General features: G+C 63.3%; 26 protein-coding genes and 1 pseudogene. 13 read left to right on the top strand and 14 right to left on the bottom strand.

Annotation, left to right across the window (positions count from 1 at the left end; all coding sequences use genetic code 11):
• Positions 1 to 131 precede the first annotated feature (131 nt).
• The 3 genes from GVV77_RS12355 (at position 132) to GVV77_RS12365 (ending at position 3,905) form a co-directional block, all read left to right on the top strand.
• Complete coding sequence (locus GVV77_RS12355; protein ID WP_159618790.1) at positions 132 to 1,592, top strand: DUF4118 domain-containing protein; 1,461 nt, start codon at positions 132 to 134, stop codon at positions 1,590 to 1,592.
• Positions 1,589 to 2,284 (top strand): response regulator, encoded by a 696-nt coding sequence (locus GVV77_RS12360; RefSeq protein WP_159618792.1) that lies wholly within the window; start codon positions 1,589 to 1,591, stop codon positions 2,282 to 2,284. Before GVV77_RS12355 ends, GVV77_RS12360 begins: the two co-directional genes overlap by 4 nt.
• A 232-nt stretch (positions 2,285 to 2,516) precedes the next feature.
• Positions 2,517 to 3,905 (top strand): TrkH family potassium uptake protein, encoded by a 1,389-nt coding sequence (locus GVV77_RS12365; RefSeq protein WP_246199790.1) that lies wholly within the window; start codon positions 2,517 to 2,519, stop codon positions 3,903 to 3,905.
• A gap of 309 nt (positions 3,906 to 4,214) precedes the next feature.
• Here GVV77_RS12365 and GVV77_RS12370 read toward each other — a convergent pair whose 3' ends face one another.
• From GVV77_RS12370 to GVV77_RS12395, 6 genes are all read right to left on the bottom strand, one after another.
• A complete protein-coding gene (locus tag GVV77_RS12370; protein ID WP_159618796.1) occupies positions 4,215 to 4,979 on the bottom strand; it encodes an ABC transporter permease in 765 nt (254 codons plus the stop codon).
• On the bottom strand, positions 4,976 to 5,812 hold the full coding sequence (locus GVV77_RS12375; RefSeq protein WP_281350590.1) for an ABC transporter ATP-binding protein: 837 nt from the start codon (positions 5,810 to 5,812) through the stop codon (positions 4,976 to 4,978). The genes GVV77_RS12370 and GVV77_RS12375 overlap by 4 nt, the downstream gene beginning before the upstream one ends.
• A gap of 3 nt (positions 5,813 to 5,815) precedes the next feature.
• A complete protein-coding gene (locus GVV77_RS12380) occupies positions 5,816 to 6,193 on the bottom strand; it encodes a DUF1048 domain-containing protein (protein WP_159618798.1) in 378 nt (125 codons plus the stop codon).
• 2 nt (positions 6,194 to 6,195) lie between these two features.
• Entirely contained in the window at positions 6,196 to 6,546 is a 351-nt protein-coding gene (locus tag GVV77_RS12385) for a PadR family transcriptional regulator (RefSeq protein WP_159618800.1), read from the bottom strand.
• 925 nt (positions 6,547 to 7,471) lie between these two features.
• The gene (locus GVV77_RS12390; protein WP_159618802.1) at positions 7,472 to 8,041 is read right to left on the bottom strand and encodes an RES family NAD+ phosphorylase; all 570 of its coding nucleotides are present in this window, start codon (positions 8,039 to 8,041) and stop codon (positions 7,472 to 7,474) included.
• Positions 8,042 to 8,425: a hypothetical protein gene (locus GVV77_RS12395; RefSeq protein ID WP_201293229.1), complete on the bottom strand. Its 384-nt coding sequence runs from the start codon at positions 8,423 to 8,425 to the stop codon at positions 8,042 to 8,044.
• 341 nt (positions 8,426 to 8,766) lie between these two features.
• Between GVV77_RS12395 and GVV77_RS12400 the strand changes: the two genes are divergently transcribed.
• Complete coding sequence (locus GVV77_RS12400) at positions 8,767 to 9,135, top strand: DUF7793 family protein (RefSeq protein ID WP_159618804.1); 369 nt, start codon at positions 8,767 to 8,769, stop codon at positions 9,133 to 9,135.
• Positions 9,136 to 9,666: 531 nt separating this feature from the next.
• On the opposite strand, the gene GVV77_RS12405 is transcribed toward GVV77_RS12400, so the two are convergent.
• A complete protein-coding gene (locus GVV77_RS12405; protein WP_159618806.1) occupies positions 9,667 to 10,308 on the bottom strand; it encodes a hydrolase in 642 nt (213 codons plus the stop codon).
• Positions 10,309 to 10,423: 115 nt separating this feature from the next.
• Between GVV77_RS12405 and GVV77_RS12410 the strand changes: the two genes are divergently transcribed.
• Complete coding sequence (locus GVV77_RS12410) at positions 10,424 to 10,627, top strand: hypothetical protein (protein WP_159618808.1); 204 nt, start codon at positions 10,424 to 10,426, stop codon at positions 10,625 to 10,627.
• A gap of 24 nt (positions 10,628 to 10,651) precedes the next feature.
• Positions 10,652 to 11,824, top strand: a complete 1,173-nt coding sequence (locus GVV77_RS12415; RefSeq protein ID WP_159618810.1) for a low temperature requirement protein A — start codon at positions 10,652 to 10,654, stop codon at positions 11,822 to 11,824.
• A gap of 204 nt (positions 11,825 to 12,028) precedes the next feature.
• On the opposite strand, the gene GVV77_RS12420 is transcribed toward GVV77_RS12415, so the two are convergent.
• Positions 12,029 to 12,304, bottom strand: coding sequence for a hypothetical protein (locus GVV77_RS12420; protein WP_159618812.1), 276 nt, complete (start codon positions 12,302 to 12,304; stop codon positions 12,029 to 12,031).
• A gap of 79 nt (positions 12,305 to 12,383) precedes the next feature.
• Between GVV77_RS12420 and GVV77_RS18590 the strand changes: the two genes are divergently transcribed.
• Together GVV77_RS18590 and GVV77_RS12430 are read left to right on the top strand one after the other, a co-directional pair.
• Positions 12,384 to 12,821 (top strand): (4Fe-4S)-binding protein, encoded by a 438-nt coding sequence (locus tag GVV77_RS18590; protein WP_159618814.1) that lies wholly within the window; start codon positions 12,384 to 12,386, stop codon positions 12,819 to 12,821.
• Positions 12,818 to 14,299, top strand: coding sequence for an MFS transporter (locus GVV77_RS12430; RefSeq protein WP_159618816.1), 1,482 nt, complete (start codon positions 12,818 to 12,820; stop codon positions 14,297 to 14,299). The genes GVV77_RS18590 and GVV77_RS12430 overlap by 4 nt, the downstream gene beginning before the upstream one ends.
• Positions 14,300 to 14,344: 45 nt before the next feature.
• Here the strand turns inward: GVV77_RS12430 and GVV77_RS12435 are convergent, their stop codons facing one another.
• Positions 14,345 to 14,815 (bottom strand): MarR family winged helix-turn-helix transcriptional regulator, encoded by a 471-nt coding sequence (locus GVV77_RS12435; RefSeq protein WP_159618818.1) that lies wholly within the window; start codon positions 14,813 to 14,815, stop codon positions 14,345 to 14,347.
• Positions 14,816 to 15,022: 207 nt separating this feature from the next.
• Here GVV77_RS12435 and GVV77_RS12440 point away from each other — a divergent pair, with 207 nt between their 5' ends.
• Positions 15,023 to 15,244 (top strand): isochorismatase family protein, encoded by a 222-nt coding sequence (locus GVV77_RS12440; RefSeq protein WP_201291513.1) that lies wholly within the window; start codon positions 15,023 to 15,025, stop codon positions 15,242 to 15,244.
• A gap of 119 nt (positions 15,245 to 15,363) precedes the next feature.
• Positions 15,364 to 15,546 (top strand): annotated as a pseudogene (locus GVV77_RS18595) (hypothetical protein); the annotation flags it as partial.
• A gap of 114 nt (positions 15,547 to 15,660) precedes the next feature.
• Here the strand turns inward: GVV77_RS18595 and GVV77_RS12450 are convergent.
• Positions 15,661 to 16,614: a DUF5996 family protein gene (locus tag GVV77_RS12450; RefSeq protein WP_159618822.1), complete on the bottom strand. Its 954-nt coding sequence runs from the start codon at positions 16,612 to 16,614 to the stop codon at positions 15,661 to 15,663.
• Positions 16,615 to 16,763: 149 nt separating this feature from the next.
• On the opposite strand from GVV77_RS12450, the gene GVV77_RS12455 reads away from it, so the two are divergent.
• Together GVV77_RS12455 and GVV77_RS12460 are read left to right on the top strand one after the other, a co-directional pair.
• The gene (locus GVV77_RS12455) at positions 16,764 to 17,354 is read left to right on the top strand and encodes an NADPH-dependent FMN reductase (protein ID WP_159618824.1); all 591 of its coding nucleotides are present in this window, start codon (positions 16,764 to 16,766) and stop codon (positions 17,352 to 17,354) included.
• Between the two features lie 248 nt (positions 17,355 to 17,602).
• Positions 17,603 to 18,322, top strand: a complete 720-nt coding sequence (locus GVV77_RS12460; protein WP_159618826.1) for a flavodoxin family protein — start codon at positions 17,603 to 17,605, stop codon at positions 18,320 to 18,322.
• A gap of 1,487 nt (positions 18,323 to 19,809) precedes the next feature.
• Here the strand turns inward: GVV77_RS12460 and GVV77_RS12465 are convergent.
• The 3 genes from GVV77_RS12465 to GVV77_RS12480 all read right to left on the bottom strand — a co-directional run bounded on the left by GVV77_RS12465 (position 19,810) and on the right by GVV77_RS12480 (position 23,211).
• Positions 19,810 to 20,592, bottom strand: coding sequence for a hypothetical protein (locus tag GVV77_RS12465; RefSeq protein ID WP_159618828.1), 783 nt, complete (start codon positions 20,590 to 20,592; stop codon positions 19,810 to 19,812).
• Positions 20,593 to 21,074: 482 nt separating this feature from the next.
• Positions 21,075 to 21,809 carry an SDR family oxidoreductase gene (locus tag GVV77_RS12475; protein ID WP_159618830.1) on the bottom strand — a complete coding sequence of 245 codons (735 nt, stop codon included), beginning with the start codon at positions 21,807 to 21,809 and terminating at the stop codon, positions 21,075 to 21,077.
• A gap of 634 nt (positions 21,810 to 22,443) precedes the next feature.
• A complete protein-coding gene (locus tag GVV77_RS12480) occupies positions 22,444 to 23,211 on the bottom strand; it encodes an SDR family oxidoreductase (RefSeq protein WP_159618832.1) in 768 nt (255 codons plus the stop codon).
• A 558-nt stretch (positions 23,212 to 23,769) separates the two neighbouring features.
• On the opposite strand from GVV77_RS12480, the gene GVV77_RS12485 reads away from it, so the two are divergent.
• Positions 23,770 to 24,075, top strand: coding sequence for an Atu4866 domain-containing protein (locus tag GVV77_RS12485; RefSeq protein ID WP_246199791.1), 306 nt, complete (start codon positions 23,770 to 23,772; stop codon positions 24,073 to 24,075).
• 142 nt (positions 24,076 to 24,217) lie between these two features.
• On the opposite strand, the gene GVV77_RS12490 is transcribed toward GVV77_RS12485, so the two are convergent.
• Positions 24,218 to 25,051, bottom strand: coding sequence for a helix-turn-helix transcriptional regulator (locus GVV77_RS12490; protein ID WP_159618836.1), 834 nt, complete (start codon positions 25,049 to 25,051; stop codon positions 24,218 to 24,220).
• Positions 25,052 to 25,070 lie beyond the last annotated feature (19 nt).

Here is a 25,070-nt window from a genome sequence, read left to right on the forward strand (position 1 = left end):
TGAAGACCATAGCCATGGAACTGGTGAAACCCGCCATCGTCCCGGGGGCCGCTGACACCGGCACGTCAGCGCCGTGGCCCTCGCGGTACGCTAGTGAGCCGAAAGCCGCTGGGGCCTGCGAGAATTCCCGCATGGCACAAATCTCGGCACCGGAACTTGGCCGTGTGCGTACCCTGACCGGATTAGTTCTGGCTCTGGGCCTCCCGCCCTTGCTGGAGTGGGGCATGTTCCTGGCTGGAAGTGACTTCCTAGCCGCTGATGTCCTCCTCCAGCTCGCCGGAGTGGTGGCCGTTGCCTTGGTTGGCGGGTTATGGCCGGCGCTGCTTGGCGCGCTGTGGAGCAGCCTCATTCTCAACTACTACTCCACCGAGCCGTTCGGATCCTTGGAGATCGCCGACGCGGAGAATATCCTCACCCTGGTCATCTTCGTGGCCGTTGCGGTGGCCGTGTCACTGGTGGTCGGACTCGCCGCTCGACGGTCCCGGGAGGCTGCTAACGCCTCGGCCGACGCGGCGACCCTCGGAGAACTCGCCCGCGGGGTACTCGCCGCGGAGGACTCACTCCAAGGCTTCCTTCACCATGTTCGATCCCACTTCGGTATGGCCGGAGCAGCCCTGTACGCCCGGGAAGGTGATGAGAACGATGCGCAGCTCCCGCATATCACCGAGCTTCTCGCTCTGGACGGTACGCAAACACCATCATCGGGCAGCGATGATCCGGCTGGGGCCCGCCCACCTGGTGATGCGAGCACAAGCCTACCCGAGGGCCTGGAACTAGTGCTGCATGGGCGCACCCTCACGGCACGGGAACAACGGTTACTGGAAGCCTTCGGATCCCAGCTGGCAGCACTGCGGCAGAGGCAGCAACTACTGGCCAGCGCCGAGGAGAATCGTCGCCTCGCCGAGGGAAATGTGATGCGCACCGCGATTCTCCGGGCCGTTTCCCATGACCTGCGCACACCATTGGCCGCCATAAAGCTCGCGGTAACGAGCCTCCAGCAGCAAGGCACAAGGTTCACCCCCGATGAAGAAGCCGAATTGCTGGGAACCATCGAGGCTTCGTCGGACCGGCTGGCATCGCTGATCGATAACCTGCTCGACATGTCCCGGCTGACCGGCGATGCAGTCACCGCGCACCTTGGCCCCGTGCATTGGACCGACGTCGTAGCCGCAGCCCTGCAAGGCATGCCATCTGAGAGCGTGAAAATCCTGCTGGCGCCAAACGCCCCAGCCGTGCATGCAGACTTCGGGATGTTGGAGCGAGTCATCGCGAACATTACCGAGAACGCCTACAAGTACGCCGGCGATTCCAGTATCGAGTTTTTATCATCAGTCGCGGGCACCGTCAAAGACTTTCCGGCCAGCGAGCTACGGATCCGCGATCATGGAAACGGTGTCAACAGAGACGGCATCGCGCGCATGTTCCAACCCTTCCAGCGCCTGGACGACGCAGGCACCGGAGTCGGGTTGGGGTTGGCCGTAGCCCGCGGATTCACCGAGTCAATGAGCGGGGAACTGATCGCCGAACCCACCCCCGGCGGCGGGCTGACCATCGTCCTCCGGCTCCCGCTGTCAACAGGAGTCAGGGAGTGATCACCATTCTGATCGTGGACGACGAACCACAACTCCTCCGCGCTCTCCAAATCAACCTGCGAACCCACGGCTACCGCCCCGTCACAGCCATCGACGGAGCTTCCGCCCTCACCGCGGCATCCGAACACCGACCAGATCTGGTGGTTCTCGACCTCGGCCTTCCCGATATGGACGGCATCCAGGTCATCGCCGGTCTTCGCACCTGGACCCAAGTGCCGATCATCGTGCTCTCCGCGCGCCACGGACCCGAAGACAAAGTCGAAGCACTTGACGCTGGCGCCGATGACTACGTGACCAAACCCTTCGGCCTTGACGAACTCCTCGCCCGCCTACGGGCAGCAGAACGGCGAGCCGTCCCCACACCGGAAACGCCAGTGATCACCACCAAGGATTTCCGCCTCGACATCGCTGCCCGCAAAGCTGACCGCCACGGTGAGCAGGTGCGCCTGACACCCACGGAATGGAAAATCGTGGAACTGCTGGTACGAAACCCCGGACAACTCGTTGGACAACAGAAACTGCTGCTTGAGGTGTGGGGGCCCGCGTACGCCCGGGAAGCACAGTACCTGCGCGTCTACCTCAACCAACTACGCCGCAAGCTCGAACCAGATCCCACCCGACCAAAATATTTCATCACCGAAAGCGGGATGGGATACCGATTTGAACCGTGGCCCACGGCAGGAGGCCCGTGACTAATCTCGCTCGATCTGACCGCGGGGTCCGTTGATCAACAAATCGGTGCTGCACCAACCCACATACCAGGCGCCCATCAGTCACCTGAATAACAGCGACACTGACTGAGATGCCACTCCAACCCACGAAGCGCCTCCCGGAACAACCATTACCTCAGCTGTGATGTGTTTGACTGGCCGCCACGAAAGGCGTCTGACAGAAGGGAGCATCATGTCCATGACCGGAAGTCGAATGCCAACCGGAGACCGCAGGAATATTTTCTACCCATTAGCAGCCACCAGAAACTTCATAGACCGTATCGCCAACGGCTCCCCAGGACGGTTAGCGCTCATTGTCTTCGCCCTGGTGTGTCTGCTTTTCACTTTCCTGCTCACATTGCCTGTGTCCGCTGCCGACGGGCAGGCCACCGCCCTGCATGATGCGATGTTCGTTGCCGTATCCGCTGTCACTGTCACAGGTCTGGTCACCGTCAATACCGCCGAGCACTGGTCCTTTTTCGGCGAAGTGATTATCCTCCTGGCAATCCAGGTGGGTGGTCTGGGAATCATCACCCTGGCGGCTTTGCTGGCCAAAGCCGTCACACGACAGTTGGGAGTGCGGGGGAAACTGCTGGCCCTGCAGGGAATCGACACCGGAAGGCTCGGAGAAGTCGGAACCCTCCTCAGAATCGTCATCCTCACCTCCCTGACCCTGGAACTCATCCTTGCGCTGTTCCTCGTACCGCGGTTTATCATCGTCGAGGATTCCTTGACGGAAGGCCTCTGGCACGGAATCTTCTACGCCATCTCCTCCTTCAACAACGCCGGCTTCGTGTCCCACGCTGACGGATTAGCCGGGTTCACCACAGACCTTTGGATCCTGGTCCCCATCATGGTCGGTGTCTTTGTCGGAAGCTTCGGATTCCCCGTCTTTCTTATCCTGATGAACGCGAAACTGGACTTCCGGAAGTGGAACCTTCACACCCGCCTCACCCTGACAGTGAGCCTGGCTCTCTTCGCCCTCGGCGCCCTGATATGGGGTGCGCTGGAGTGGTCCAACAACGCAACCATCGCCGATATGCCCCTGGGTGAGAAGGTCCTCAACGCGATCTTCGCCTCCGTCATGATGCGCTCAGGCGGTTTCAACCTCGTTGACACCAACTCCTCAACCAACATGACACTCCTGGCCACCGACGCCCTGATGTTTGCCGGCGGAGGATCAGCCTCCACGGCCGGCGGCATCAAGGTCACCACTGTCGCCATCCTGTTCCTGGCCATCATCGCTGAAGCGCGCGGCGTGAAAAACGTCAGCGCATTCGGGCGGACCATCCCGGAAGGAGCGCTCCGGGTCGCGATCAGCGTCACCTTCTTGGGAGCAACAATTGTCCTGCTGGGGACAGGCATGCTCATGGCGGTCACCGACGAACCAATGGACCGTATTCTTTTTGAAGTCATCTCCGGCTTCGCGACCTGCGGCCTAAGCGTCGGACTGAGCGAAGAACTCCCCCCGACAGGAAAATACGTCCTCTCCGCCCTCATGTTCGCAGGACGCATCGGCCCAATCAGCTTCGCCTCAGCCCTCGCCCTCCGCAACCGCAACCAACTCTTCCGCTACCCCGATGAACGACCCATCATCGGCTGACAACCCGCGGCCTGTACGCACGCGCCCGAGTAAGCACCCGATCTGTGCGGCCAAACATATGATTTATAGGTCCATGTTGCGGGGTTCTGGCGCTAATGAATATGTCAACGCGAACCAGTGGCGGACGTGAGAGGCGCCGCCGTTATTGCGGCACATGTTCGCCAGAACCCTTGCACAACACCGTCTGTCGCCTCGCGTGGCCTTCCGAAGTGGCGTGTGACCCCGAGCGACTGTTCTGCCTCCGCACATGAAGGAAGACAGGTGGAGGCGTTTGGCATGGAGTGCTCTGGCCACGCGCAGCCTCCAGTGTCAGCTGATTCTGCGGTGGTAGGCGGCGATTGCGAAGGCGTAGGCGAGGAGAAGGATGCCGATGAGCCAGGCGAGGGCGATCCAGATGTCGCTTCCGATGGGTTCCTGAGCGAACAGGGCCCGGATGGTGTCCACAATGGCGGTGACAGGCTGGTTCTCGGCGAACCATGCGACCGGGCCGGGCATCGTGTCGGTGGGGACGAACGCGGAGCTGATGAAAGGCAGGAAGATCAGCGGGTAGCTGAACGCGCTTGCGCCGTCAACGGTCTTCGCTGACAGTCCGGCGATCACGGCGATCCATGTCAGTGCCAGGGTGAACAGGATCAGAATCCCGGCCACGGCGATCCATGCGCCCAGGCCCGCTCCGGTGCGGAAGCCCATGATCAGCGCGGCACCGATGACGACCGCGACCGAGACGAGGTTCGCGGCCAGGGAGGTGAAGACGTGGGCCCACAGCACACTTGATCGTGCGATCGGCATGGATTGGAAGCGTTCGAAGATGCCGCCCTGCAGGTCAAGGAACAGCCGGTATGCGGTGTACGCGATTCCGGAGGCAATCGTGATGAGCAGGATGCCCGGGAGCATGTAGTTGACGTACGACTGGCCGGTTCCGGTGTCGATCGCGCCGCCGAGCACAAAGACGAACAGCAGCAACAGCGCGACGGGTGTGACCGCGGTGGTGATGATCGTGTCGGGGCTGCGAAGGATGTGGCGCAGCGAGCGGCCGGTCAGAACCCCGGTGTCACCGAGGGCGTGGGTGGTCATCGGGTTTCCTTTCGTGCCTGAACCGTGGCGTTGAGGTGCTTCATGCTGGCGGTGTCGGTGGTTCCACCAGTGCCACCGGTGAGGGTGAGGAAGACCTCCTCGAGGGTGGGCTGCTTCTGGATGTACTCGGCCTTGCCGGGCGGGAGGAGTTCCTTGAGCTCAGCAAGGGTGCCGTTCTGGATGATGGTGCCTTGGTGCAGGATGGCGATGCGGTCGGCGAGCTGTTCGGCCTCGTCGAGGTACTGGGTGGTCAGCAGCACCGTCGTGCCCTGTCCGGCGAGTCGCTTGACGGTCTTCCATACCTCGATGCGCGCCTCGGGGTCGAGCCCTGTGGTGGGTTCGTCCAGGAAGATGACCGGCGGATTCCCGATCAGGCTCATCGCGATGTCCAGCCGGCGCCGCATACCCCCTGAGTAGGTCGACGCCTTGCGGTTCCCTGCTTCGGTCAGGGAAAAGCGGTTCAGCAGGTCATCAGCGATCGCGCCAGCGTTGTTCAGGTGACGCAGTTTGGCGACCAGCACAAGGTTCTCCCGGCCGGTGAGCACTTCATCGACCGCGGCGAACTGGCCGGTCAGGCTGATCGAGCCACGGACCTCGCCCGGTTCGGCGGAGGCGTCGAATCCGTCGACCGTGACGGTACCCGCATCGGCCTTCAGCAACGTCGACAGGATCCGGACCAGCGTGGTCTTGCCCGCACCGTTGGAGCCCAGCAACGCGAAGATGCTTCCGGGCTGCACTTCGAAGTCGACCCCCCGCAGCACCTGCAGGTCCTTGAACGATTTGTCGATGCCGTGGACCCTGATTGCCGGTTCGGGCACCTGACCGGTGGTCATGGCTCAGTCCTCTTTCGGGGTGTCATCGGCGGCGGCGGCGTCAATGGCCTTTAGGAGCTGCTCACGCTCCTTATCGATCCACTGCTTGCCGGAGTACGCCTGCACAAAGGTCTCGGCGAACTCCACCGGATCGTCGCCGACGATCGCGCGCACCGGCGTCCCATCGATGGCTGCCCGCTCCCACAGATCGGCCAGGTCACCGAACATCGTGAGGAGCGTGCCACCGTCGGTGATGCCTCCGTAGTACATGAAGTACCGGTGCATGGCCTTCGCCGCGATAGTGTACGGCTCCGGGAGGGCATCAATGCGGGCTTTGTCCTGCTTGTACTGCTTCTTCTGCTCGAGTGACCCGGTGAGGGTCTCGATCCATTTTGCGGCCATAATTAGCTTCTTTCTTTCTGCGGGTTGTCGATGCTGTGATGGAGCTGCTCGATCCGTTCTGCAAGGAATTGCCAGTTCCTCCAAAACTCTTCGAGGTACTCCGCGCCCAGCGCGTTCAGCGAGTAGACCTTGCGCGGCGGACCCTTCTCGGACGGAACCTTCACCACGTCCACGAGGCCGCGTTGTTCGATTCTGACCAGCAGCGCGTAGACGGTGCCCTCGACAATGTCGGCGAAGCCCTGCTCGCGGAGCCGGGCCGTGATCTCGTAGCCATATGCCGGCTGCACGGCCAGGATCGCCAGCACGATTCCTTCGAGCGTGCCCTTGAGCATCTCGGTTGTCTGCTTGCCCACGGAACCTTCCCTTACTACTCAGCGACACTGGATACCAGTAGATAGTAACGTTAACTACCGGTATATAGCAATGCCGACTAGTCGCCGATCATTGCCGCTTGTGACACGGCTGCTCACCCGATCCCGGCAACCAGCCGGTGGCTCACGTCAGTGAGCGGACACCAGACGCCTAAGGTCGAGCATCACCGGTCAACTGCCTCGCCCAAGCCGCTCAGCGAGGAGGGTGACCAGGCCAAAACCTCACCAAAGTCATGCAGCCACCCCGCCGCTCCCCCATGAAGTAATAAGAACGCCCAAAGCGGGCCTTCGCGACAGAAAGGAAGCACCCCACCTCTAGAAAACCCCAACCCAGCCACCGGAACCGGCACCCGGACCGCAGAATTGGGCCGGCTGTCCACAGTCAGAGAGCAAAAGGGCCTCTGATTAGGGGAAACATGTGCCCGCAGGGGGACTCGAACCGGACTCCAGCCCTTGCAAACACTGGGCTCCTCGGGAAACATGGGGAATCCGGCCCGGTCCGACCGAAGTACCACGCGATCCGAAGCCCCAGGTGTGGACACTGTCCACCCCCCCGTTTTTCCCTACCAGAGGCCTTCCCACGACTGCGCACCTCGCACTGACAGGGTGCGGCGCTTCATTGCTGTAAATAGTCCGATCCTGCCGGAGAGATTCAACCGCGGCCGTGACCGGGTGGTGCCCGCGCTCGTTACCGAATCCCGGGCACGCCGCAGGACATGCACGGTCTCCAGACACTTCATCAAGACGTCACCTCCCCTCAAACCATTCATGATCCGAGCGGCCGACAGCTGCATAACGGATTCTCTCGCTCGGCCGAATCGGCCAGGTGCCATCCCGACGGTTGAGACGCCCTGGGTGTCATATGTGCGGCGGATGAATCCCGCCTGCCCAATTGGGGCTGTGGCGTCTAGCGGAAGGTCTTGCCGAGCGACCTGGCAGCGTCCTGCACCGCGGAGTGGCCCACATCCAGCGGCTCGAGCCGGGCGAACCGGTGCGGCGGCGCCTCCCCCGGTGCTACCCAGATCCCGAAGACCGTCCAGTGCGGGCGTTGGAAGGACCACCATTTGACCCCGGCCCACTTCTGGTCGCCCGAATCGGTGCGCTCATTGAAGACGTTCAGCGCCCAGGCCTGGGTGGCCGGCCGGTTGCGGGCGATGACCTGCGTCGGGCGGAGCCCGCGGTCCAGGAGGGTGCGTGCGTCATCAAGGTCCAGCAGGGCAAGGTCGTCGGCGACCTCGTAGACCCCGAGAACCCGGCGGAGGCCAGGCGGCATGATCAACATGTCCTCGCTCCAGCGCGGGAGGTCCCCGAAGACCTCCCCGACTGCGGCTTCGGGGCTCAGCGCGAAGTACCACATGTCGTAGTGGGAGGGGTTATCGATCCGGCCCCTGCCCTGGGGCTTGTGAAGGTAGCTGTGGTGGCCTGACTGGTTCGGCCGGGCTGCTGGAACGTGAGGGAAGACCCGGTAGACGAGCATCTAGGAGAAGGACCCGGCCATTGCCGAATCCAGAGCCTCGATGACTTCGGTCGAACCGCGGGTCTTAAGCACGTCGATTGGGCGGGCTCCCTCGAGGTAGGAGTTCGATCCAACCATCCACTCCTGGGCAACACTCATTGGCCAGATCAAAGCGGCGCGGGCCATGACGTGGTCCAGATCGAGGAGCAGGCGCGCGGATTCCGGGCTCGGTGCTTCCTCGCCCTTGCTCCACTTCCCGGGTTGGCTGCGGGACACGCCAAGAATGCCGGCTAGGGCGCTGGAACCGCCGAAAGCGGAGACGAGGAACCCGGTTCGCTTGTCCGCCAGCCAGGGCGTCGGTTGCTCGGCCCCCTGGGGTGCGCGGGTCCGGGCAGGGGCACCCACCACTGCTCCCTTGCGGCTAGTCGGGGTCGCGCCAGTGACGATTGACCTGGCTCGTGCCGTTTTGTCCTTGCGGGCCCTTATCGCCGACGCTCGGTTCTTCTGCGATGTCATCCTTCGATCCTATGCCCTACACATGTGTAGGGTAAGGCAGGGCGGCGTGTGGGGCAGGTATGCGGGACCTCGATCGCATTACGGGCGTCCTTGCAGACGGCACCCGGGGGCTGGCCGCTAGGGCAGCCACAGGATCTGGTTATGCTGAGGTACCGCTGATTCCTGAGTTCATGAGGGAATCCGGGTCGTCGGTCCCGGAAGCATCGGCGTTGTCATGAGGAGGTGGGGCAGTGCCCGCACAACGCATCGAGGGCGGCAAGGCCACCGTCGAGGTACTACCGAACGGCATCATTCACCTAGTCATGGACCAGGACAGTACGGTCACCACCGAAGACGCCGAATCCATCGTGGGCCTGGTCGACGCTCTCGCGGGAGTCGAAGGCCGCCCGATGCTTGCGGAGATGGCGAATACCGGGACGGTCACGCGCGGGGCGCGAGCGGTCTTCGCCGGAGCCCGGGCCGCGTCCCGAATCGCCCTGCTGGGTTCCTCGCCCGTGGATCAGGTCATCGCCAACTTCTATATCGCAGTGAATGCACCGCCCTGCCCGACGAGGTTCTTCACCTCGCCTCGCAGGGCCGTAGCCTGGCTTCAGAGTTAGGCCAAGGAGAACGGGCCTGCGGCGGCTGAGCCGGAGCCTCGCAGATCGATTCGCCGGTCCTGGCCCAGTGACCATAAGGAACGGTTACCTGATTGACACACAGCGGTGGACAACGGCCAGGCTGCTGAGCACCACGGCCCGCGTAACCCAACACGCCTGGAACGACTGGGTGATTCCCTGCATGAAGTTGAAGTAATGGACGTTTCCGTCCCCGGCGGCGGGCTCGGTGCGCGAACCGTAGCCAAGGTCCTCGGTCGATGTGGTGAAGCGGGAGGCATCCCGGAGTTGCCCTAGGCCTGCCTGGATTCCGGGGTCACCAGCCGCAGGAGCGCATTCCTGTAGTGGACAGGGTCCCCCAGGGCGTTGCAGAACATAATGCCCACCGACACGGTCCGAGGGCCCAAATCTTCGCGATTTGGACCCTCGACCCGAGATCAGCTAGGCGGTTTCAGTTCCACTGCCGTGAAGTGATGGTGCGTCAGGGCGCTGATCAGCACGAGGCATTTTCCACGCTCTCCGCTGGGAGGCTTCTCAGTGCGCACCCGACTCCACTGGATTCTCGTGGAGAGACCCGCCATAAGTCTCGAAGACGTCCATGAATCCGGGGATGGTTTCCTCCCGGGTCCAGTCCCGCTGGAGTTCGCAGTACAGTCCGACGCGGCTGATCAGCTTTCCGCCGGCCTGTTCGATCCGGCGTAGTGCTGCCTCGTGTGCCGCGACCGATGTGCCACCCACGGCGTCCACGGGGACGTACACCTCGTAGCCTTCCTGAAGGGCGTCCAGTGCGGGAAAGACCAGGCACACTTCGGTCCAGAGCGCGGTCATGATGAGTTTGGGGCGCCCTAGTGCCCTGACTGCCTGCTTGAATTCAACGTCTTCCCACGCGTTGACCGTGGTCCGGTCGTAGGTCGGCAGGTCCCCAATGATGTCCTGCAACTCCTGGATTGGCGGCTTGTTGAGGCCCGTTCCGACGTTGGCGGTGGAGTGAATGATCGGAAGGTTGTAGTTGAGTGCCGCCTTGGTGGTGCCCACGATGTTGAATATCAGTTCCTCGCGCGGCATTGAACGGATCGAGGCGATCTGTGCCGGCTGATAGTCGATGACGAGGAGGGCTGAATTTTCGGGCGTGAGGAGGTGGTCGGTCCGGGGATTGCGGATCATTTCGCTTGTCATAGTGAATCTCCGTGGTTGCGATGAGCTGTGGGTCTGCAGCGATGCTGTGGTCGACGCATCGACACCAACTTAACTATCTTGTCGGTGTATGCGCATGCAACTATTCTATGAAGCCATGACCACTTATGCCAGCAATAAGGTCGCGCAGGGCCTTTGTGTTACGGCGCGGGATCGCGCCGGGATCAACGTGGACGACCGGCTCGCCAGGCTTGTCGGGCTCGCCGGGTTCGCCGTCTACCGGCATTCCCAAAAGGACTACCTCGGGTTGGTTCCCGAGCGGCAGCGAACCCGGTTCGGGCTGTTGCACGTGGGTGCCTGAGTGGCCACCCGCGGGAACACGACGATGCTCAGGCGCGATCCGACAGAGGACCACCGTAGCCCGTCACCGCTCGAACTTCTCTTCGACCTCACCGCGGTCGTCGCGATCGCCCTGTGCGCCAAGGAGCTGCACCACGGCCTCGCGAGCGGGCATGCGGCCGACTCGCTGATTGCGTTCACGATGGTGTTCTTCACAGTGTGGTGGGCCTGGATGAACTTCACCTGGTTCGCCTCGGCGTACGACACCGACGATTGGGGCTACCGTACGGCGGTGTTCGTCCAAATGTCCGGCGCTCTGGTGCTAGCCGCCGGCGTGCCGCGGGTCTTCGAAGGCCGTGGCTTCGGCATCGTGACCGCCGGCTACCTCATTATGCGGGTGGGGCTGATTTCTCAGTGGGTCCGGGTCGCCCGGGCCGACGGGAAGGGCAGCCGCAGCGCCAAACGGCACGCCGGAGGACTGATCGTCCTCCAAATCGGCTGGGTCGCGCTGCTGGCCGTCCCTGACATGACCGCCGGCATGGTCGGGTTCTTTGCCCTGGCGGCCCTCGAGCTGTGCCTGCCGTTCTGGGCCGAGAGCGGCCACCTCAACCGCTGGCATCCCCGCCACATGGCCGACCGCCACGGCCTGTTCACCATTATCGTCCTGGGCGAGTCCATCCTCAGCAGCGTCATCGGCATACAGGTCGCGGTCGGTTCGGGTCGGCAGCTCGCCGACCTCACCGCCGTCGTGGTGGGCGGACTGCTCATCGTTTTCGCACTCTGGTGGCTCTACTTCGACCAGCCCGCAGCCGAGGTCGCCAGCCGAGCCCTCGGTGCCGGACACCGCCAGACCCGCAGCGCCGCCGTATGGGGCTACGGCCACTTCTTCATCTTCGCGTCCGCCGCAGCTGTAGGCAGCGGTCTGGCGGTCGCCGTGGACCAGACCACCGGCCACTCCGAGCTCGGCGACCTACCCGCAGCCCTGGCCATCACGGCGCCAATCGCGCTCTTCATACTCTTCGTGTGGGGACTGCACGCCAGCGCCCGCCCCCGGGGCCTGCGCGAGGCCAAGCCCTACATCGTCGCAACCCTGGTGATCTGCTCCTCCTGGACCCCCGAACCGGTATTGATAACCGGCCTGGTGCTGACCGGTGCGGTGGTTGCCCGCGTCATCAGCGGAAGCCGACCCAGCATCACTGAGCAGCAGGGACCAGTCTGAGTCGCACGAGCACCAGAATTTGCATCCAGCCCTCACCGGTGTTGCGAATCGGCGACCTGCGCAAAAGATGTCGTCGATGCTCAAAATCGTCGTTGATTTACAACCATTACGGTGACGACGACCCGGCCGAGGTCGACCGCCTCGACCCTTCATGACCGACGGGGTTGAGAGTAGGGTCAGGGAATGTTGGGCACCGGAGGCGTGTCAGCGCCTTGAACGTATGCGCTGGTAAAGCGCCAGCAGAAGCGGAACGGCAATATAGACGGCCAGCGGAACAACCACGAGGGTCAGAACGAGAGAACGCAGGACGGAATGCCAGTCCAGCATCAGCGGTGTCAGCACGCCCATGCCGAGGGCAACGAGCGGAAAGATCGCCAGCCAGGTGATGACGGCGCGGACATGAATGCTTGTCTCTGCTGGGGCCTTTAGCCCGCCGCTCGCGTCAGCCCCCGACGAGGAAACGGATTCAGTATTCGACATAATCGCTCCGATACAGGTTCGTTGTCGTCACATTGGCCTATATTAGTTGCATGCGCATGCACCAGCAAAGAGCTTGTTGATGAATCCACGAGACGGCAGAGCACCCCATACGGGTAGCGCCTACGTGGGCGACCGAATCACCGTCCTTTTTGAGACCAGCCGCTGCCGGCATGTCGCGGAGTGCCTGCGGGGCCTCCCTGGAGTCTTCAACGTCGATCGACGGCCGTGGATCATTCCAAGCGCCGCCGACCCAGCCCAAGTGGCCAAGGTGATTCGCCGATGCCCGAGCGGCGCCCTGCAATACGAAGGGGGCGGAGCGTTGCCCGAGGAGTCAGGTGTTCCGACACAGGTAAGTGTGAAGCGGGAGAGACTCATCCTCCTGCGCGGCGATTTGAGGTTGACCATGCCCGACGAAACCACCACCGAAGAGACGAGACTCGCTCTATGCGGGTGTGGACGCAGTCAACGCCGCCTGATCTGCGACGCGGCGCGCCTACACTCCTCGGAGCTCTCATGACGTCGTCAACTTCTCTGATCGCGCTGGGCACAGGCCGGGCACGGGTGATTCTATTGGCGACGGTGCTGGCCAGCGGGCTGGCCCAGCTCGGCGGGTCGGTGGTCAATGTGGCGCTGCCCGATATCGGCGTAGACCTCGGTGCCGACCTCACCGCGCTGCAGTGGATCGTCAACGCCTACACGCTCTCACTCTCCGCGTTCCTGCTCCTAGGGGGCAGTCTGGGTGACCGGTACGGCCGACGGCGGATCTTCGTGATCGGTGTCGTACTGTTCGCCATCACCTCTATCGCCTGCGCCGTCGCCCCGGACGCCAGCATGCTGATTGCCTTCCGGGCTGCCCAGGGGGCCGCGGCCGCCCTGATGGTACCCGGGTCGCTGGCGATCATCGAGGCCGTGTTCATTCCAGCGGACCGCAGCGCGGCAGTAGGTACGTGGTCGGGTCTAGGCGGGGTCGCCGCCGCGGTCGGGCCGGTGCTCGGCGGCTTCCTGGTCCAGTCCGGGCCCGACGGGTGGCGGACCACCTTCCTCCTCAACCTTCCTCTGGCCGCGGCGGTGTTACTCGCGACCCGACAAATCCCCGAGACCCGCGATGAAGACGCGCGGGGACTCCCGGACCTCACCGGCGCCGTGCTCGCCGCAGCCGGGTTGGGCTCGCTGATGTTCGGCCTCACCGAAGGCGCGGGCGGAGGCTGGACACCTGGCGCCTTGATCGCCGTCGCCATCGGCACGGCGCTCCTGGCTGGCTTCTTGATCAACGAAGCCCGGGTGCGGTACCCGCTGATGCCGTTGTCGCTGTTCACTTCGGGCGTCTTTCGGGCGGCAAACGCCGTCACCTTCGTCGTCTACGCTGCCCTCGGCGGCGCCCTCTTCCTGTTGCCGCTGCAACTGCAGCTCGTCGCCGGATTCACACCAGTCATCAGCGGCGCGGCCCTGCTCCCGGTCACCGTGCTGATGCTGCTGTTCTCGGCACGGGCTGGCCGACTGGCCCAACGGATCGGCCCGCGATGGCCCATGACCATCGGGCCGGTCCTGGCCGGCGTCGGCCTGATCCTTCTCGGCCGGATTGGAAGCGATGCATCGTTGGTCGCCGACGTACTGCCGGCGGTCCTGGTCTTTGGGGCCGGGCTAAGCCTCGCTGTCGCACCATTGACCGCGACGACCCTCGCGGCGGCTCCGCCCCAGCAGGTTGGCGTGGCCTCGGCAGTGAACAACGACATCGCCCGCGTCGCCGGCCTCCTCGCCGTGGCACTGCTTCCCAGCCTGGTCGGCATTGACCAGGCAGCCTATGCCTCCCCCGAGGCGTTCAGCGAGGGATTCGGCCGCGCGACCCTGGTCGCTGGCCTCCTATGCGCCGCTGGTGGGCTGCTAAGCGCGGTGACATTACGCGACCATTCTCTGGCCGGTGCATGCGAGGAGGCTGCCCAGGCCGGTGCGGCTACCCACACGCCCGACTTGATCCCCGTTCGACATGGTCGTTGAGCCGGAAAGGGCTCAGTCGACGGGGGCACATCGTGGTTAGGTAGTTCATTCCATGTCGTAACGAGCGAGGACTCGCTGCCACAAGTCGCCGAGCCCGCTGAGCTCCTCGGGCTCCAACTGGTTCAGGAAGAGCTCTCGGACCCGGGCCGCGTGCGCCGCCGATGCCTTCTCCCACAAGGCGCGACCCTGTGGAGTGATGGTGACCATGACACTGCGTCGGTCACCGGTCTCGCACGTTTCGCGGGTGAGCAGGCCGCGGGACCGCAACCGCTCGACCAGGCGCGAGAGTCCACTCTGGGACAGGGTGAGGTAAGAGCGCTCGGCCAGCCGGGACATCGGCAGGCTGCCCTCTGGGCTGGTCGCAAGCTTCAGGAGCACCTCGTACTCCACCAACCGCAGCCGCAGGCTCGACTCGAGGGCGAGGCTCAGCTCGGTTGTAATCCGCGCGTTCAGCTTCAGGAAGCCTCCCCACGCGCGCAGCTCTTCATTGGTGAAATAGCTAGGAGGTGTCCGCATTCGTTCATTATCCCATTCACGACATGTTCATCTCGAATGCTCGAAAACTTTTGCATGCTCACACATGCACGTGGGAGGCTTGTAATCTCATGCACCTTTGTCGTTCCCATGACCCGTTTTGCGCCCAGTGATCCCAAACCGATCACCTCCTGACTCCCGAGAACGGCGCCCGGGTGCTGATCCGACAGGGCCCCGCACGAGGAGTTCGTGACCGCCGTGCGCGCCACCGGACGGAAGAAGATGATCTTCGCCGCGCTGTGGGCCGAGGTCTGCCTCGCCTTCCCCGTCGTTGACGCGCTAAGTGAAGGGTACGAGATCTACGTACCGGTTGACTGCGTCGCCGGCACCTCCACCCAGACCCATCGCGCCGGGCTCGACCGGGTCGTCCGGGCCGGTGCGGTCCCGGTCAATTGGATCTCAATCCTGTGAGAGCTTAAGCGCGGCTGAAACCGCACGGGTTCCAACGAAATCCTCCTCGGCGTGCCCTGCACCATGGTGGAGCCTTCGGAAACGAGGTTGCCATTAAGGTCGACAAGACCCGGGTGCCCGTGGGAATAGCCCGGCGACGTTCAGATGCTCGGCAACGGCAGCTGTTCCAAAATCTCGCGGTTTCTCAGTTGTGGAAGAAGAGCTACGAGGTCAGTACGTGGCTCGAGCACATGCGGGAGCATCACGATCGCCGTAGCGTCAGTGACACCGGCCATCAGCATAAGGCGCGTTCACTGGCGGCGGGCCAGGCCCAAAGGTGCAGCACCTGCTGCCGCCCTACGGCCGGCGTCCGCGGACTGTGCCCGCCGCCAGTGAGCACGTACTTCCGGGCTATCAGGCTCATCCGCGAAACGTGGTCAGCGCGAAGCGCCTCTTCTAAGCGGATCACCTTCAAGCCCTGCGCGGTCCCAGGAGCCGGTAATCGCAGCCGCTTCGTAGGTCGACTGGAGAAAGGCGAGCAGTGTGGCGTCGGGGTCCGCTGAGGTGCGGACCGTCTCGTACGGCAGCACGAACTGGCCGCCGTCAGGGTAGTAGAAGGCTCCTTGAGGGGCGACTGGATGCTCTGGGAAGCCTGTCGGTTCGGGGTAGGCGTAGGCGTAGAACATGCCCTCACCGTCGCCGCCAGGCCAGAAACCGCAGCTGCTGAGCTCATGGGAGTAGCCCTCGACCATCACCCAGTCACCGACGTTCGGGGCCCCTCCCGGATGCTGCGGCGCAGTGCGCCCCGAGAACCGGGTGCATGCCAAGTCCATGGCGCCCCAAAAAAAGTGCACGGGACTGACCTTGCCGATGAACCGTGACCGGAAGATACCCATCACCCTGCCGGCCTGAACGAGTTGACGCCAGAACATCTGCGCCGCGGCGGGGTCATACGAGGCATTCTCATGGTCGTCCTCGAAGGAAGTGGTGCTAGTGACCTCGACCGGATATGGAGTGATCGACACCTCGACACCGAGCTCGCCCAGTGCGCCCAGCACCTCGGCGTAGAACTGCGGAACCGGTTTCGGTTCGAGCGGGACGCTGCGACGCTCGCCACCCTCAAGGTCGATGGTCAGGTGGTGAGTGCAGAAGTTGAACTCAATCTCAAAGTGGCGCTCTCCGTCCGGGATAGAAGTCGTACTCAAGCCACGAGGCGTCACGTAAAGCGGCACCTGCCACCAATGGTTGACCATCGGAGCCTTGGCCAATCGGATCTTCCCCACGATCTGCAGCCACATATGCAGGGTCTCCCGCGTCGCCGTCCAGTCCTCGAGCCGCAGCTCAGGCCACGACGATACTGCCCGGGATTCTTTCTGGTCGACGTAGGTCATCCTTGCTCCTCAATTGATTAACCTTCAGATCCAATGTGCAGCAGCGTCCTCCCTCGCACGCACTGGATTTCCAAGCGCTTTACGCCCTCAAACTGCCTGCACCACCAGTATGATGCATGAGCAAGCAAATAAAAGGCAGAGGTGTAACTATGCGTGTACTGATCGTGTCGGGCTCACTGAGGAGCAATTCGCTCAACGGAACGTTGGCTGACTGGATTGCGGCCGTCGCGGAGGACGAGGGCCGGTCTACAGAGCTTGAGACCGTGGTCGTGGATCGACTGACGTTGGCGGACGTGTCTGCCCCCAACTACGACTACGACGTCGAGGTAGCCTCAGGCCTACCCCCAGGTCCCAGGCGTCTCGCCGATGCCCTGGAGCAGGCTGACGCCGTCATTATTTGTTCACCCGAGTACAACGCATCCATGCCCGGCGCACTAAAGAATGTCATCGACTGGGTATCTCGGCTCCGCCCCCAGCCTTTCGCCGGGCAGCGAGGGCTACTTGCCTCGGCCTCGCCGTCACTGATCGGCGGCAACCGTGGTTTATGGGCGCTTCGTGTGCCGCTTGAGTCACTGGGCATGCACGTTCACCCCACCATGTACTCGCTTTCAAGAGCCAACGAGCAGATCAACGACCCCCGCTTCCTCGACTCCGGAACCGGACAGCGCCTGAGGGCGCTGGTGCACCACTTCCTCCTCGAAGCACATCATCTGCGCAACCTACAAGTCGCCCACAGGTGAGGCGATACGCCCGTATGCCTTCCACAAGGACGGTAAAAGACGCATATGTCAGTGGCCCCGAACCTTCGCCAACTGGTGGCCGGCATCGTAGGCGGCTGGCTATTCAGATCCCCCACCCGCATCAGGAGACTCCTGCTCAAGCTGCCGTACCTTCGGTGATCGCCGCCTTGGCTCGGCACCCTATCCTCGGACCACCTCCCCTGCGGGCCCCCGCACAAGCGATTCACTTCAGAAAGCGAGTAGACGGCATGACAAGACAGAGCGACTGGGATTTCAGTAACCTGCGAGCAACCTTCATCAACTGCACTCTTAAGCCATCACCTCAAAAGTCAAACACGGACGGACTGATGAGGATTAGCGAATCCCTCATGCAAAAACATGGCGTCACCGTCACCAAGTTCAGGGCGATTGACCATGACATTGCCAGTGGTGTGTACCCGGATATGACCAAGCATGGGTTTGCCTCCGATGCCTGGCCGGACATTGAAGAGGTGGTCTTGGCCAGCGACATTCTGGTCCTGGCCGGACCCATCTGGCTCGGTGACAACTCCAGTGTCATGAAGCGGGTTATAGAACGCCTCTACGGATCCTCGAGCGAGCTCAACGCCGCTGGCCAATACGCGTACTACGGCCGGGTCGGTGGTTGCCTGCTCACCGGGAACGAGGACGGCGTCAAACACTGCGCCCAGAACATTCTGTACTCCCTTCAGCATCTTGGATACGCCATTCCCCCCCAAGCCGACGCCGGATGGATTGGTGAAGCCGGCCCCGGACCCTCATACCTCGACGAGGGCAGCGGCGGGCCACAGAACGACTTCACGAACCGAAACACCACTTTCATGACGTGGAATCTCATGCACCTGGCACGGATGCTGAAGGACGCCGGGGGAATACCGGCCTACGGGAACGTCCGTTCCGCCTGGGACGCCGGCACCCGGTTCGACTTTGAAAACCCTGAGTATCGATAAACCTCCCATGTGAATGAACTTCCGAAATCGTGAAGGCCCCGGGCAGTACAAATGGGATGCTCAACCGGACCGGGGCGCCGATGGGGGCGTAGATGATGCCAGGACAATGTCGACGGGGTCGGCGTCCCGTCTGCCCCACTTGTCAGGGCCGAGGGCCGGCCGCAATGCGCGCATATCGCTGCCCGTTCATCCGCAGGGCTGGTATCTGTCCAAATGTCAGCACACGTCAGGGGATCATCCGCCTTCCTCAATGGGGGCCAAGAAACGTCCACCGAAGTCATGTACCTACCCCTCCGCTCCCCCATGAAGTAGTAGGAACGCCCGAACCGGGCTTCGCGACAGAAAGGCGGCACCCAGCCCCCACGGAAACTCCAAAAGAGCCACCAGAACCGGCACCCGGACCGCAGAATTGGGCCGGCTGTCCACAGTCAGAGAGCAGAAGGGCCTCTGACTAGGGGAAACATGTGCCCGAAGTGGGACTCGAACCGGACTCCAGCCCTTGCATACACTGGGCTCCCCCGAAAACATCCCCAGTCCGGCCCGGTCCGGCCGATGTATGACCCGATCCGAAGCCCCAGGTGTGGACACTGTCCACACCCCCACTCTTCCCACCAAAGGCCTTCCCCAGGACCGCCGCACCCCGCACTAACCGGGTGCGGCGCTTTATTACCGTGAATAATCCGATCCTGCGGGAGTGACTTAACCGTGACCGTGACCGTGACCGTGACCGTGACCGGGCGGCGCCCGCGCTCGTTACAGAGCCCCGGGCATGCCGCACTACTTGGACGGCCTCCAGATTCTCCATCGCGATGTCACCTCCCCTCAAACCGTCCATGACCCGAGCGGCCCACAGCTGCATGACAGATTTTCCCGCTCCGCCATACCGGCGCTTGGGACGCACTGCCTATACTGTGCAGATCTTGGGGATCACTTGGGGTGAAAAAGAGCGAAATGCACCGCGAGCATGAAGTCCCTGACCTGTCCTGCCAATACATCACCGGCAGGCCAGTCCCCACCCACGAATCTGATTCTTCACCTCGAGCTCTGGGCCTCCGCCTGCGACCTTGCTCGAAAGGACTCAGTCCTGAATTGACTACCAAAGAAGAACGGACGACCAAAGCTCCCCTTCGAGATCAGGACAGTTCTAGTGCGGTCATAGATCGCAAGTACGCTTAATTGGCGGACGATCTTGCGGCGCATCCACTAGCTGTCCGGTTGAAGCGTGGAGCCGGATCACAGCCGGTGCTTCCGAACGAACAGGCACTGTCTAAAACGTAAAGCTTTTCAAGACACTCCGACGAGGTTCGGGCCAGGAATGTAGATCGCAGCGCTGGATGGCTGTCTTTCTGCACCGCTATGTGGCAAACCGGATTGGGCAGCTCGCCTCGCTTCTCATTCGTTTCGAGACACTGAGGCTATGAGACGCCCAGGGGTGTGCAGAGAAGGAGTCGGGGCCCGGGGGCGGGATCGCCTGTCGCATCAGCTGGTCAGTTGTTGGACTTGAACACGATCGAGTCGAAGACGGCGCGTGCCTCTCTCGTCAGCTCCGGATTGATGGATTCGTGGAATTGGGTCACCCAGACCACAGCGCGCTGCCCGTCCAGGTCGACCACCCGGTAGGTCTCGCGTTCCTCCTGGGTCGAGTACCAGCGGGTGCATTCGTTTGAAAAGCTTGAGTGGAGGCAGAACTTGTCGCGGTCGCAGGCTGTGATGTCCACGTCGCCCTCGATGGAGTGGTCGAACTCGAAGCCGGAGTAATCGCCCACCACGACCTCGACGGGCTGGGTGCTGGCCGTTGACGTCTGCGCCGTCATGGCGTCGACGAAGGCCTCAGCCGACGGACCGACCTCGCCGAGTGCGCCCACCCACGCGCATGAATCCGTCGGCACATAGTCCGCGGGCCACCAACCCACGACGACGGCCCATTCATCCGGGTGGTCCGGGTCGTCCTTGGCCAGTGCGTCGCCTTCGGGGGTCACCCAGCCGTCTGGGACGGTGATCTCGAAAGGCTGCGCGTAGCTGGTGACGAGGTAGGTGCCGGCGTCGATGTCGCCGCTGTCTGGCAGCGGTGGGATTGCACTAGCGTCCCCGCCGTCCGGCTGTGCTGGAACCGTGCCAGCCTCCGTGGTTGGAGAACTGGCGGACGGGAGGGAGGCGTCGTCGGGCGCCGACTCGCACCCGCTGAGACCTCCGATCAGTGCGGCAGCCACCAGGATCAAGAGAGGGCGCGACCGCTGAGCGGCCTTTTCGAGGGATGTCAGGGAACTCATCGATCCACCAAGCCGCTACAGGGTACTGTGAGGCCCCGCAGCCGGGTGGCCCCGCGGGCGGCCCGGGATGGGATGCCGTCGCCCTAAGTTTCCTCCGGTATGGACCCCGTGACAATAAGAATGGAAATCAGTTTTGACTTAGATGGAGGCTTGCGGGTTCTTCACCCACATAAACGACCGCCCATAGGACACTCAGAAGCGGCTACACCTGAATCAGCGCCAGGCCACGTGAGCCGTGTCCGGGAGCTACGTACTATAGGGCACGTTCGAGGTACAGTTCCCGCGTGGCAGCTGTTGGATACGCGCGCGTCTCGACCCGAGAACACAATTTCGTTGGTCAGACCGACGCGCTTTGAGGCCGCCGGATGCGAGATGGTCTTCATCGAGCACGCTTCAGATATCCTCGCGAAGCGGCCAGCTCTCAGAGATGCGCTCGACTCCAGATCTGGGCAGGACTCCCCCGGCAAGGGCACCGGGACGGCTCACACCGCGCCTCCGTTGACAAAAAGGGTTTGGCCATTGATCCATCGGCCGGGCCCGGCAAGGAAAGCGGTCACTTCCGCGATGTCCTCAGGCGCGCCAAGACGCTCCATGGGGCTGAGCGATGTGATGTGGTCGATGACCTGCTGCGGCTTGCCCTCGAAGAAAAGCGGGGTTGCTGTGGGGCCGGGAGCGACGGTGTTGACGGTGATGCCATGGCCGCGCAGCTCCCGCGCCAGAACCAGCGTCATAGCTTCAACCCCGCCCTTGGATGCGGCGTAAGCCCCATACGTGGGCATCAGCAGACGCGTGATGCTCGTCGAGAAGTTGATAAGCGCTCCGCCTGTACGGATCTGGCGCGCTGCCAGCTGACTGATGACGAAGGTTCCGCGCAGATTCGTTCGTTGGATCCTGTCGAAGGTCCCGAGGTCCATCTCGGCGATGGACGCCAACGGCATAATCCCGGCCGTATTGACGACCACGTCGACTCCTCCGTACTTCTGGGATGCATGATGGAAAAGTGCTGCCATGTCCTGCTCGTCCGCAACGTCGCCTCCACAGGCCACCGCCTGGCCTCCGGAGGCGTGGATGGCCTCGACAGTCTCCTTGGCTTTAAGCTCGTTGCCGCTGAAATGCACGAGCACGTTCATGCCGTCGTGGGCGAGGCGGTGTGCGATGGCCCGTCCGATCCCTCCCGAGGCACCGATGACGATTGCGTTCCGTTCGGTGGTAGTCACGTCGTGGTTCTCCTGTTTCGTGATGTTCTTTCGTGCGTGGTGCGTGGGTGGGCCGCGCCCGTGCCGGTGCCCGTGCCGGGCAACGCCGGCCCGGTAACCTGCGTCGAGGCATCGGCCCGGATGTGAACGTCAATTCGGCGAGCGCGATCGACTATTTCCACATGCAGGGTGCGGTCCACCCGCGCGAGGAGGCCCCGGCGGCGAGGACCCCATCCGACATCCCGGAATGGTTTCGGGGGATCACCGAGGCCGGGCGCCTTCCGTTGTCAAAGAGACCGGCTGCCGAAGTTGTTCCTTCAGCGGGGCGGGGCCACGACCTGATGCTTATCGGCACGTCCCAAGCGATGCGGTACGCGCTCCCTCCTCCAACCGTGAAGGTCGCTCGCAGCAAGGAAGCGGCAGTGCGGTGCGGGCCGGAGGTGGAGTCCAACGTCCCAGCACGTCGCTGAGCCGTAGTGTGCACGGCACCGCCCCGTCCCAGGAGCGGTGCCGGAAAGCGCCTGCAGGGCCGATGGGCAACCACAACTCGCGATGACGCGCCTCGCGCCCCTGCACCGCTCGACAGGGTGTTGCCGCCGGCCCGCAGGGGGTTGGGAACCGGCTCGGCGTTCTCAGGCGGCTGCCGGAGCCACGGTTAGCGTTGTCCGGTCGGTCGAAGGATGATTTCGTTGATGTCGGTCTGCCCGTCCTGGTTCAGGGCGTAGGAAATGCTCTGGGCGACGGTGTCGGCTGGCAGGCTGAACCTGCGGTATGCCACCATGAGCTCCCTGGCTTCCGTATCGGTGATGTGGGTGGCAAGTTCGGTGTCGATGACGCCCGGGGAGATCGTCGTGACGCGGATACTTGGATCCAGTTCCTGCCGCAGTCCCTCGGTGATGGCCCAGGCAGCGAACTTCGTTCCCGAGTAGACCGCCGAGGTCGGAACTACCTGGTGCGCGCCGATGGAGGCGATGGTAATGAAGTGACCGGCGTGCTGGCGCTGGAAGTGGGGCAGTGCCGCGGCGATTCCGTGCAGGAGTCCCTTGATATTCGCATCCACCATGGCCGTCCACTCCTTGACGAGCAGGCTTTCCATCCGGGACAGGAGCATGACGCCGGCGTTGTTGACGATGACGTCCACCCGGCCGTATTCGGCAGCAGCGGAATCGACGAAGTCCTGCATCGCGGCGGCGTCCGTCACGTCCAGGGCTTTGTAGCCGGCGCTTCCACCGTCGGCGGCGATCTGCCCCGCCAAGTCCTTGAGCCGTTCGATCCGGCGCGCTCCAAGCACAACGTGATGGCCCTCCTTCGCGAGGCGGACCGCGGTCGCGGCCCCGATGCCGCTGCTCGCCCCGGTGATGAGAATCACTTTGCCGGCCAGGGGCGTCTTTCGTGCTGGCGCGGCCGCTGGATAAGAAATCATGAGGGTCCTTTCGATGGGATCTGACAGGTTCATCGTCGGGGTTCAGGCGACACTGGTGAAGGCTGTGGTATTCCTAGGAGGAGCACACCCCCTATTAGCGGACCGCACCGGAGACCAGGGCACCGCGCACCCGGCAGATCGGCCGGCCCTGCCCAGAGCAGACCTTCTCCCCCCGGGATGGAACCTGTTCACCTCGTTTGGCGGCATCCGGGCCCTTCGCCGCACTGGCTGAAGCATCCGGGGCTGGCCGCCGCGTCCCGTCGACCGCTGCCCGTTGAGGCCCGTCCTCTTTCCAGCATGGACTGGTCGCAGGGTGGTTGGGGCTCCTTGCCTCCGCGGGCCCGAAGCCGCGGAACTCCCCGGGCTCCGGGCTGTGATGATCCTGGGTGTGACACGGCCTGCCGCTGACCCCTCCCCTCGGGTCATCATCGATCCATGCGACACATCAACAATTCTGCAGGCATAATCTCACTCGCTGTCGGGCTGATGAGCGTGACGGCATGTCAGTCGTCTCCGGAGGGACAGCCGGCCCCGGTCGCAACGGTGTCCCCAAGCCCATTGCTTACAGCTGGCGGCGCCGAGGAACCGGCCGGCCTTCACCCGTACGTCGGCATGTGGGTCACCGCGGACAACCAAATCCGGCAGGAGCTCCTCCCGGATGGACGGTACGACGAAGCGAGGGGAGAACGTGAAAGCGCCTACACCGGCCGCTACTGGGTGCAGGGCACCCATATCGAGTACCTCGACGACACCGGGTTCAGCGCCGACGGCGACTTCCAGGGGGACGTGCTGCATCATGGCGGGTACGTCTTTTACCGCGAGGGCAGCCCGGCGCACCGGCAGGCGGCCTCGAAGCAGAACTGAGACGGCGTACCGGACCGCCCGCATGGAGAACCGTCCGGCCGGCCCGACGGCACGGACTAGGTGGCACGGGTTAGGCGGGACTCGGCAACGATGACGCTCCCGAAGCGGGCCGGAGTGCTCTCCCGAAGGATCTGCCGTCAAGCTATCCCGTCCGGTCCGCCTTCTCCGGGGACGGGCTCGCGGTTAGCACGCCGAGCAGGGCAAGCGCGTCGGCACTGGGGGAACCGCGCTCGGCGTGATAGATCACAAGCTGCTGACCCGGCGCGGAGCGCACGTCGAAAGTCTGCATACGCAGAACCAGCTCCCCGACATTACGATGGCGAAGATGCTTGGATTCCAAGGTCTTGCCGCGCACCTCGTGGGAGGACCACAATTCGCCAAAAGCGGGGCTGTGCCGGAGCAGACTCTCAATTACTTCGGTGACGCGTCTGTCGTCTGGGGCGGCACCCTGCGCCAGACGCAGCGCCCCGGCCGAACTTCTGGCGACCATGTCCCACTCCTTATAGAACACCCGGGCTCCGGGGTCCAGGAAGACTGACAGGATGAGGTTGCCGTGGAGGTCGAACGGGTCGAACAGTGCAATGGCAAGGCTGTTGGCACTCAGCACGTCATAGGCGCGGCCGAAGACTATGGCCGGGGTCTTTGGCCACATCCGAAGCAGTTCCGTGAGCTCGGGTGCGGCGCTCTCCGTGGAGGGTCCAAGGACCGGCGCCGGGAGCATCCCCGCAAGGCGGTAGGCGTGAAGCCGAGCGTCCTCATCGAACCGCAGGGTCCGCGCCAGCGCTTCAACGACCTGGACGGAGGGATGCCGTTCACGCCCTTGCTCGAGCCTGGTGTAGTAATCCACACTCATGCCGGCCAAGGCGGCAACTTCCTCCCGGCGCAGACCCGAGACACGCCGCCCGGAGGAGGTGGGCAGCCCGACTTCCTCCGGGGTTATAGCGGCCCTGCGGGCCTGGAGGAACTGACCAAACATCGTGTTGTTCCCTTCGTTA

Source organism: Arthrobacter zhaoguopingii, from assembly GCF_009828605.1.
GTDB lineage: Bacteria > Actinomycetota > Actinomycetes > Actinomycetales > Micrococcaceae > Arthrobacter_D > Arthrobacter_D zhaoguopingii.